Origin of the sequence: Enterobacter cloacae complex sp. GF14B (genome assembly GCF_004136805.1) — a bacterium.
Taxonomy (GTDB): domain Bacteria; phylum Pseudomonadota; class Gammaproteobacteria; order Enterobacterales; family Enterobacteriaceae; genus Enterobacter; species Enterobacter hormaechei_C.
Genome location: NZ_QFRV01000050.1, coordinates 25452 through 34865 on the forward strand (window position 1 = coordinate 25452; position 9414 = coordinate 34865).

Here is a 9414-nt window from a genome sequence, read left to right on the forward strand (position 1 = left end):
AGGGTATTGTTGTTATGCACTTTGATGGTGTCGGGTACGGTATTTGTCGATCAGCACCGCAATGATGATCACCGCCCCTTTGATCACCAGCTGCCAGAAGTAGGAGACGCCCATCAGCGTCATGCCGTTGTTGAGGGTGGCGATGATCAAGGCACCGACCAGCGTGCCGGTGATCGTGCCGATCCCGCCGACGAAGCTGGTGCCGCCGAGGATCACCGCCGCAATTGCATCCAGCTCATACCCCGTGCCGAGGTTGCCATTGGCGCTGTAGAGACGTGAAGCGCTCATGACGCCGCCGAGACCGGAGAGCAGGCCGCTCATGCCGTAGACAAACAGCAGCACCAGCCAGACCTTAATGCCCGTTAAGCGCGCCGCCTGCATATTGCCGCCGACCGCATAGATGTGAACGCCGAGGGTTGTGCGACGCAGAATAAACCAGCACACCACAATCACCGCCAGGGCGATCACAACCAGCCAGGGGATCGGGCCGAGGTAGTTATTGCCGATCCACTCGAAGTTGATGTTGGAGTTAATGACCGTCGTGCCGTCCGCCAGCAGGTAGGCCGCGCCGCGCAGCGCCGTGTAGGTGCCGAGCGTGACGATAAATGGCGGAAGTCCGGCGAAGGCCACCAGCGCGCCGTTGAACAGCCCCAGTACCATACCGAGCATTAGCGCCGCCGGAATGGAGAGCATCGCAAATTCAGGGATAAGCGAGACCACCATCGCCGCCACCGCCGTGGTGCCCAGAATCGAGCCCACGGAGAGGTCAATCCCGCCGGTCAGGATGATGAAGGTCATCCCGGCCGCCAGAACAATGTTGATCGACGCCTGCCGGGTAATATTGAGCAGGTTACTTTCTGTGAAAAAGTTCGGAGCGATAAAGCCAAATACAGCCACAATCAGGATTAAAATCGGCAAAATGCCGATCGTTTGCATCAGATCGCTCATCAGCATTTTTTTGGCAGAGGCGGATTTCGCCACCTGCTGCGGATGGGTTGGAGTTGTCATAATTACACCGCCTGATGATGTGTGTCGTTCACGCCGGTTGCCAGCGTCATGATGTTTTCCTGAGAGATGTCGCGCCCGTGCAGTTCACCCGCAATGCTGCCTTCCCGCATCACGTACACCCGGTCGCTCATTCCTACTACTTCCGGCAGCTCGCTGGAGATCATCAGGATCGCCACCCCTTTGCGCGCCATCTGGTTCATGATGCGGTAGATCTCGCTTTTTGCCCCGACGTCCACGCCGCGCGTGGGTTCGTCCAGAATCAGAATGCGCGGGCCTATCGCCACCCAGCGGGAGATCAGCAGTTTTTGCTGGTTGCCGCCGGAGAGCCCGCCTGCGCGCACCTGAGAATGCGGCACGCGGATATTGAGCAGGGCGATGGCGTCATCGGAAATCGACTGCGCTTTTTTGCGGTTCAGCCAGCCGAAGGTGGCGTCGCGCTCCAGCGTCGCCATGGTGATGTTCTCCTGCGCCGCCAGCTCCAGAAATAGCCCCTGCTCCTTGCGGTTCTCGGTGAGAAAACCGATGCCGTTCTCAATGGCCGCGCGCGGGGAGTGGATCACCACCGGTTCGCCGTCCACCTCAATCATGCCGCCGGTGGCTTTGCGCACGCCGAAGATCAGCTGCGCCAGCTCAGAACGCCCGGCGCCGACCAGCCCTGCCAGCCCGACGATTTCACCGGAGCGAACCTGCAAACTGCACGGCTGCACTTTTTTGCCATCCGTGAGGTGATGCACGTTCAGACGCGGGCTGCCGAGCGGAATATCGCGCTCTTTGTTGAACAGGTCGCTTAACGGACGACCCACCATCATGCGCACCAGCTCGGAGGCGTTGAGCTTGTCGCGCGTCAGGCTGCCGACGTATTGCCCGTCGCGTAGCACGCTGACGCGGTCAGAGAGTTCATACACTTCCGCCATGCGGTGGCTGATGTAGATAATCGCCATCCCTTCATCGCGCAGGCGCAAAATCAGTTCGAACAGACGGTGGGTTTCGCGTGAGGAGAGGGCGGCGGTAGGTTCGTCCATCACCAGAATGCGGCTGTTGCGGTGCAGCGCGCGGGCGATCTCCACCTGCTGTTGCTCGGCGATGGTCAGTTTCATGACCAGGTCGGTGGCGCTGAACTGCGCGCCCAGACGGTCAATGACCGCCTGGGCCTGGGCAGCCATCTCTTTGCGCTGGACCAGCCCGCCGCGCGACAGCTCGCTACCGAGAAAAATGTTTTCCGCCACGGTCAGGTTAGGAGCAAGCTGCATCTCCTGATAAATCAGGGTAATGCCTGCGGCCAGCGCATCCTTCGGCCCTTTGATGTGAAACGGCTGACCGTCGATGAGGATGTCGCCGCTGCTGGCGGTATAGGCGCCTGCGAGGATCTTCATCAGCGTGCTCTTTCCGGCGCCGTTTTCCCCCATCAGCGCGTGGATCTCACCGGGGAAAACCGTCAAATCCACGCCCTTGAGCGCGTGGAAATTGCCAAAGGTTTTGGCAATGTGGCGCATCTCTAAAACCGGGGTTCTGCTCATGGCGGATCTCCTGTGAATGTCGATATCTGCACTTCATCACAGGCGCGTAAATGCAAAATGTCAGAAGCTGTTCATATTTGTCATAGTTATGAATAGCTAATCGCCATCACATTTTCCTTTTCCCTCTCCCTGTGGGAAGAGGGCCAGGGTGAGGGCACCAAACCGCAGAGGAGCCCAAACCCATGCCATCACGCCCCCCGTTCTTCACCAGCGCCCGCGGTCGCCTGCTGATATTTAACCTGCTGGTGGTGGCGGTAACGCTGATGGTCAGCGGCGTGGCGGTGCTCGGCTTTCGTCATGCCAGCCAGATCCAGGAGCAGGTGCAGCAGCAAACGCTGGATGACATGACCGGCAGCATGAACCTCGCGCGCGACACGGCCAATGTGGCAACGGCGGCGGTGCGGCTGTCGCAGGTGGTCGGTGCGCTGGAGTACAAAGGCGAAGCTGAGCGGCTTAAACAGACGCAAATGGCGCTGCGCCACTCGCTGGAGCAGCTTGCCGATGCGCCGCTGGCGCAGCAGGAGCCGGCGCTGGTGACGCGTATTATTCGCAGGAGCAATGAGTTACAGCAGAGCGTGACGGGAATGCTGGAGCGCGGGCAAAAACGGCATCTGGAGCGTAACGCGCTGCTCAGCGCGCTGTATCAAAGCCAAAGCTACCTGCGTCATTTGCAGGATATCAACCGTCGTTACGCGAGCAATGTGCCAGACGCCCGGCAGCTTGCAGAGATGGACAGGCTGATCGTTGCCGCCATTGATACCCCTTCACCGCGCGCCACGGTGCAGCAGCTGGATGCAGTAACCGCGATGTTACCCGCGAGCGCCCTGCAACCGGTGGTCAACCTGGTGCTCCCGGATTTTAATGATGAGCTGCGCAAGCTCGCGCCACTGTCGAAGCAGCTGGAAGAGAGCGATCTGTCCATCAGCTGGTACATGTTCCACATCAAGGCGCTGGTAGCGATATTAAACCGCGACATCAATCAGTACGTTGAACAGGTGGCGCAGGCCTCCCGGCTGCGTACCGCCCAAAGTCACCAGGAGCTGCGCTCCATCAGCGTGTTTATCAGCGTTTTCGCGGTGCTGGCGCTGATCATCACCGGCTGCGCCTGCTGGTATATTTATCGCAATCTGGGCTCCAACCTGACGGCTATCTCAAGGGCAATGTCGCGTCTCGCTCACGGAGAGCAGAATGTGTCGGTGCCCGCACTACAGCGGCGTGATGAGCTGGGGGAACTGGCGCGCGCGTTTAACGTTTTTGCACGCAATACCGCTTCGCTGGAGCACACCACGCGGCTGCTTAAGGAGAAGACCTCGCAGATGGAGGTCGACCGCATCGAACGTCAGGGGCTGGAGGAGGCGCTGCTGCACAGCCAGAAAATGAAGGCGGTCGGGCAACTGACGGGCGGTCTGGCGCATGATTTTAATAACCTGCTGGCGGTGATTATCGGCAGTCTGGAGCTGACCGATTCAGCGTCACCGGACGCGCCGCGCATCACTCGTGCGCTCAAAGCCGCGGAACGCGGGGCCATGCTCACCCAGCGTCTGCTGGCCTTCTCGCGCAAGCAATCCCTGCAACCCCATGCGGTAGAGATGAAGCCGCTGCTGGAGAACCTGAGCGAGCTGATGCGGCACTCCCTTCCCGCCACGCTGACGCTGGATATTGAAGCGCAAACCCCGGCCTGGCCCGCATGGATTGACGTCAGCCAGCTGGAAAATGCCATTATCAACCTGGTGATGAACGCCCGTGATGCAATGGAGGGGCAAAACGGTGTGATTAAAATCCGCACCTGGAACCAACGTGTGACCCGCAGCGACGGGCGCAGGCAGGATATGGTCGCGCTGGAGGTGATTGACCACGGCTGTGGGATGTCGCAGGAGGTGAAATCGCAGGTCTTTGAACCGTTCTTCACCACCAAACAGACCGGCAGCGGCAGCGGATTAGGGCTGTCGATGGTGTACGGCTTTGTGCGTCAGTCCGGGGGGCGCGTTGAGATCGAAAGCGCGCCGGGGCAGGGAACCACCGTGCGGCTCCAGCTGCCGCGCTCGACGCTGCCCGCGTTCTCCAATGATGCCGCGCTGGCGACCACGGCCCCGGCAGAAAGTGAGCTGCTTGTGCTGGTCCTGGAAGATGAGGCGGGCGTGCGGCAGACCCTGTGTGAGCAACTGCACCAGCTTGGCTACCTGACGCTCGAAGCCGAAAACGGCGAGCAGGCGCTGAACATGCTGGACGCATCACCGGATATCGGCATGTTTATCAGCGACCTGATGCTGCCGGGCGGCCTGAGCGGTGCGGAGGTGATCGGCCATGTACGCAGCCACTATCCGCAGTTGCCGGTGCTGCTGATCAGCGGGCAGGATTTGCGCCCGGCGCATAACCCGCAGCTGCCGGACGTTCCGTTACTGCGTAAGCCGTTTACCCGCCAGCAGCTGGCGCAGGCGCTGCGCAAGGTGATGGTAATTTGAGATTCCTCCGCTACTCCCGTTAACAGCCAGTCATTACTTTAAGGCCAGTTCACCTGCGAGTCTGGCCTTATGAAACGTTACTCTACCGCTCTGTTATTGGGTCTGCTGACTTTAACCAGCCAACTGGCGCATGCCGATGTGATTGATGATGCTATTGGCAATATTCAGCAGGCGATCAACGACGCCTATAACCCCGGCAGCAGCCGTAATGACGATGACGACGATCGTTACGACCGCAGCCGTCAAATCGACAGCCGACAGTACGACGATCGTCGTCGGCAGCTCGAAGACAGACGCCGCCGTTTAGACGAGCGTCAGCGTCAGTTGGACGACGACAGGCGTCGGTTAGAAGAGGACGAGCGCAGGTTGGAAGACGATTACGATCGCGGCTAAGTGCGGCCTGTTGCCCTCACCCCAACCCTCTCCCACGGGAGAGGGAGAAAACCTAATCCAGCACCATCACCATCCCGTCATACCCCGCTTCAATGCCGGACGGCAGCGGGTTATCCATCATCCACACGTCAAACTGATGGCTGATATGCGTCAGGATCACCTGCGGACAGCCAATCACCTCGTTCAGCGCAATCACCGTATTCAAATCACAATGGTTGCGCGGCGTCTCCGGGCGCGGTTCATGGCTACAGTCGATAATCATCGCCTGCGGCTGATTGTTTAGCAGAAACGTCACCGTTTTATCCGGCAGTCCGGCGGTATCAGACAGCCACGCCACGCGGCTGTGGGCGGACTCCAGCAGATAGCCAAACGTGAGTTTTGAATGGTTGAGCGGCAGCGGCGTCACCCGCAGGCCCTGTAGCTCAAACATCACGAACGGCTCGACCGTGTGGCTGAAATCCAGGATGCCCGGATGTTTGAACAGATCGTCACAGCCTGCCTCGTCTGGCGGACCGTAGACGGGAATGGTGGCGCCTACGCCCCAGCGCAGAGGGAAAAGCCCCTGAACGTGATCCATATGATAATGGGTAAGCAAAAACTGCTGGAAGCTGCCCGCAGGCCAGTCGTCCATCAGGTGCGGAATACCCGCGTCCAGCAAGGTGACCGCATCGTTGAATTTCACCGCCGCGCTACAGGGGCGACGGCGATAATTTTCCTGTAAACGCGCCCGTCGGCACGCCGCGCAGTCGCAGCCAAACACCGGCACCAGCTGCGCCCCTCCGGTTCCTGTCAGCGTGATCGTCAGACTCATAACGCACCTCTACAGCGGTTTGGTGAAGCGGAAATGGCTTTGCGTATACCCTTCACGAACATAAAAACGGTGCGCGTCCACGCGCTTCACGCTGGTGGAAAGCTCGGTCAGCTCGGCGCCTGCCTGCCGTGCGACGTCCTCTGCCCAGGCCAGCAGCTGGCTGCCCACTTTTAATCCGCGCGCCTGCGGCATCACCACCAGTTCCTGGATCTCGCCGATCCAGCGGGCGTGGTGCAGGTGAAACTGCATATGCAGGCCGATCATCCCGATGATCTGCCCGTCCAGCTCGGCCAGCTGGTAGCGCATATTGTGATCCCGCAAGTTGGCCAGATACCCGGCGTGAAACGCCTGATGATCGAACTCGGCCTGCTTAAGTTCGCAGATCAGCGCGTAAACGATCGGCGCATCGTCGGCGGTGGCGGGGCGAAGCTGGCAGTCAGGCATGCTGTTTCTCCTTCTGGCGGATAAGGGATAGAAAGGTCTCGACTGACTGTAGCAAACTTCCGTCGTTATTGAGGAGATGGCAACCCGACGGGGTGTAACGCGCCGCCCGTTCCAGCCGCTGGTCGATCTCGCGCGCGTTTTCGCGCCCCCGCTTTTGCAGCCGGCTACGCAGAACGTCCGGGGAAACCTGCAAACAGACCGGGAGCAACGCCGCTTCGTACCGGGCGCGAGCCTGCGGGAGATGCGCCCGCGAGCCGTTGACCAGCACGTCAAAGCCCGCGTGCAGCCAGAGGTCGATCTCGATGCCGACGCCATAGTAGTAACCGTTGGCATGCCAGCTCAGCGCCAGCAGGTTTTGCCCGGCGCGGGTAAAAAACTCCTGCTCGCTCAGGGCGATATGGTTTTCACTCCCGGCGTTTGCCGCGCGGGTAATGTAGCGGTGCGCTACCAGCAGCTGTGAATGTTCCCGCTGCCGTAACGCCGACAGCAGGCTGTCCTTCCCGGAGCCGGACGGGCCCATTAACCAGATGAGTCTTCCCATCAGAACACCCTTTTTCCCTGACGCCAGACGTGGTCGATATGAACGTGCTCGCCCTTGCGGTGCGCCAGCACCAGGTCTGCCCGTTTGCCTTCGGCAATCTCACCGCGATCGTGAAGGTTGAGCGCGCTGGCCGGGTTTTTTGTCACCAGGCGAATCGCCTGTGGCAGCGTGAAGCTGTTGCCCTCGTCGTCCGCCACCCGGAACGCCGCGTCCAGCAGGCTGGCGGGGTAATAGTCAGAGGAGAGGATATCCAGCAGGCCGAGCGAGGCGAGCTTGCTTGCCGCCACGTTGCCGGAGTGCGACCCGCCGCGTACGATGTTCGGCGCGCCCATCAGGACGTTCATGCCATGCTTACGTGATGCTTCTGCCGCCTCGAACGTGGTGGGAAATTCGGCGATCACGCTCCCAAGCTGGTGGGATTCGCGCACGTGATCGTGCGTGGCGTCATCATGGCTGGCCAGGGCAATATTACGGTCCCGGCACATAGCGGCAATGGAGAGGCGATTCGGCTGCGACCACTGGGCCGCCAGCGCCAGCTGCTCTTCTTCGTAGCGCGCCATCTCCGCGTCGTTGAGCGAATATTTGCCCTGATAGTATTCGCGATACTTTTCAATGTTGGCGAACTGGCGCTGTCCCGGCGAGTGATCCATCAGGGAAACCAGCGAGACCGGCTCGCGGCCCACCAGCTTCTCAAACAGCGGCAGGGTGGTGTGGTGCGGCAGCTCGCAGCGCAGGTGCAGGCGGTGCTCGGCGCGGTTGAGGCCGCGCTTTTGCGTCTCCTCCACGGCGTTGATCATCTTCTCCAGGTTCTCCAGGCGATCGCCGCCGTCGCGCACGTCGCCGATCGCCACCGCGTCCAGCACCGTGGTGATGCCGCTGGCGACCATCAGCGCGTCGTGGCTGCTCATCGCTGAATGCGCAGGCCAGTCCACCTTCGGGCGCGGGGTGAAGAATTTATCGAGATTATCGGTATGCAGCTCAATCAGCCCCGGTAGCAGCCAGCCGCCTTCGCCGTCCATCGCGTCCGGTGAGCGGCTCTGGGTTTCGGCAAAGGCGCGGATGACACCGTCCCGCACCTCAACCGAGCCGTTCACGACCTCATTTTCCAGCACCAGCCTGACATTATTGATAATCATACGTTTGTCCCCATCGGGTGCAGTCTGTCCGCCACGCGATGGCGTACGGCGTCGTCGTGGAAGATCCCGACGATCGCCGCGCCGCGCGCTTTGGCCTGTTCGATCAGTTCTATCACCGCTGCGCTGTTTTTACTGTCGAGCGAGGCGGTGGGTTCATCCAGGAGTAAAATCGGGTAATCGACGATAAAGCCACGGGCGATGTTGACGCGCTGCTGCTCGCCGCCGGAAAAGGTCGACGGGGCGAGGTGCCACAGACGCTCCGGTACGTTGAGACGCGTCAGCAGGCTGGCGGCTTTAGCGGCGCAGGTTTCGCGCGGCACGCCGAGATCCAGCAGAGGCTGCATGACCACGTCCAGGGCGGAGATCCGCGGGATCACCCGCAGGAACTGGCTGACCCAGCCGATCGTCGAGCGGCGTACTTCCAGCACTTTGCGCGCGGGAGCCTGGACCAGATCAACCCATTCATTGTTATGGCGGATATGGATATGGCCTTCGTCCGGCAGATAATTGGCGTACAGGGAGCGCAGCAGGGTGGATTTTCCGCTGCCGGAATGGCCATGCAGCACCACGCATTCGCCGTTGCTGACCTCTAATGAGGCATTTTGCAGTACCGGCAGGCGGACACCGTTTTGCTGGTGGAGCACAAAGGTTTTACTGACATTTTCAACGTGGATCATGTTGGCCTCTTAATTCTGTAATACCGAGGACACCAGCAGTTGGGTGTACGGATGATGGGGATCGTCGAGCACCCGATCGGTCAGCCCACTTTCCACCACCTGACCCTGCTTCATCACCAGCAGGCGGTCCGCCAGCAGGCGCGCAACGCCTAAATCGTGGGTGACAATCACTACCGCCAGGTTCAGCTCCACCACCAGGCCGCGCAGCAGATCCAGCAGGCGCGCCTGCACGGAGACGTCCAGCCCACCGGTCGGTTCATCCATAAACACCAGCTTCGGATGGGTGACGAGATTGCGGGCAATCTGTAAACGCTGCTGCATGCCGCCGGAGAAGGTTGTCGGCAGGTCGTCGATGCGCGAGGCGGGGATTTCAACCTCTTCCAGCCAGTGCTGCGCCGTGGCGCGGATGTTGCCGTAGTGGCGCG

The 9414-nt window shown here is 60.5% G+C and carries 10 protein-coding genes; 2 read left to right on the plus strand and 8 right to left on the minus strand.

Annotation, left to right across the window (positions count from 1 at the left end):
• Positions 1 to 12: 12 nt before the first annotated feature.
• Entirely contained in the window at positions 13 to 1008 is a 996-nt protein-coding gene (locus DD606_RS16325) for a ribose ABC transporter permease (RefSeq protein WP_003860239.1), read from the minus strand.
• A 2-nt stretch (positions 1009 to 1010) separates the two neighbouring features.
• A complete protein-coding gene (locus DD606_RS16330) occupies positions 1011 to 2525 on the minus strand; it encodes a sugar ABC transporter ATP-binding protein (protein WP_003860238.1) in 1515 nt (504 codons plus the stop codon).
• Between the two features lie 182 nt (positions 2526 to 2707).
• On the opposite strand from DD606_RS16330, the gene DD606_RS16335 reads away from it, so the two are divergent.
• Positions 2708 to 4987, plus strand: coding sequence for a hybrid sensor histidine kinase/response regulator (locus DD606_RS16335; protein ID WP_129258872.1), 2280 nt, complete (start codon positions 2708 to 2710; stop codon positions 4985 to 4987).
• A 69-nt stretch (positions 4988 to 5056) separates the two neighbouring features.
• Positions 5057 to 5380 carry a DDRRRQL repeat protein YjdP gene (gene yjdP, locus DD606_RS16340; protein WP_023315236.1) on the plus strand — a complete coding sequence of 108 codons (324 nt, stop codon included), beginning with the start codon at positions 5057 to 5059 and terminating at the stop codon, positions 5378 to 5380.
• A 52-nt stretch (positions 5381 to 5432) separates the two neighbouring features.
• On the opposite strand, the gene phnP is transcribed toward yjdP, so the two are convergent.
• The 6 genes from phnP to DD606_RS16370 all read right to left on the minus strand — a co-directional run.
• Complete coding sequence (phnP, locus tag DD606_RS16345; RefSeq protein ID WP_129258874.1) at positions 5433 to 6191, minus strand: phosphonate metabolism protein PhnP; 759 nt, start codon at positions 6189 to 6191, stop codon at positions 5433 to 5435.
• A gap of 9 nt (positions 6192 to 6200) precedes the next feature.
• Positions 6201 to 6635 carry an aminoalkylphosphonate N-acetyltransferase gene (gene phnO / locus DD606_RS16350; RefSeq protein ID WP_045331392.1) on the minus strand — a complete coding sequence of 145 codons (435 nt, stop codon included), beginning with the start codon at positions 6633 to 6635 and terminating at the stop codon, positions 6201 to 6203.
• The gene (phnN, locus tag DD606_RS16355) at positions 6628 to 7179 is read right to left on the minus strand and encodes a ribose 1,5-bisphosphokinase (protein WP_086531977.1); all 552 of its coding nucleotides are present in this window, start codon (positions 7177 to 7179) and stop codon (positions 6628 to 6630) included. The genes phnO and phnN overlap by 8 nt, the downstream gene beginning before the upstream one ends.
• Entirely contained in the window at positions 7176 to 8312 is a 1137-nt protein-coding gene (phnM, locus tag DD606_RS16360) for an alpha-D-ribose 1-methylphosphonate 5-triphosphate diphosphatase (protein WP_058652444.1), read from the minus strand. Before phnM ends, phnN begins: the two co-directional genes overlap by 4 nt.
• Positions 8309 to 8989 (minus strand): phosphonate C-P lyase system protein PhnL, encoded by a 681-nt coding sequence (gene phnL, locus DD606_RS16365; protein WP_003860227.1) that lies wholly within the window; start codon positions 8987 to 8989, stop codon positions 8309 to 8311. Before phnL ends, phnM begins: the two co-directional genes overlap by 4 nt.
• A 9-nt stretch (positions 8990 to 8998) precedes the next feature.
• The coding region (locus DD606_RS16370; protein WP_129258876.1) for an ATP-binding cassette domain-containing protein at positions 8999 to 9414 on the minus strand (416 nt) is incomplete at its 5' end.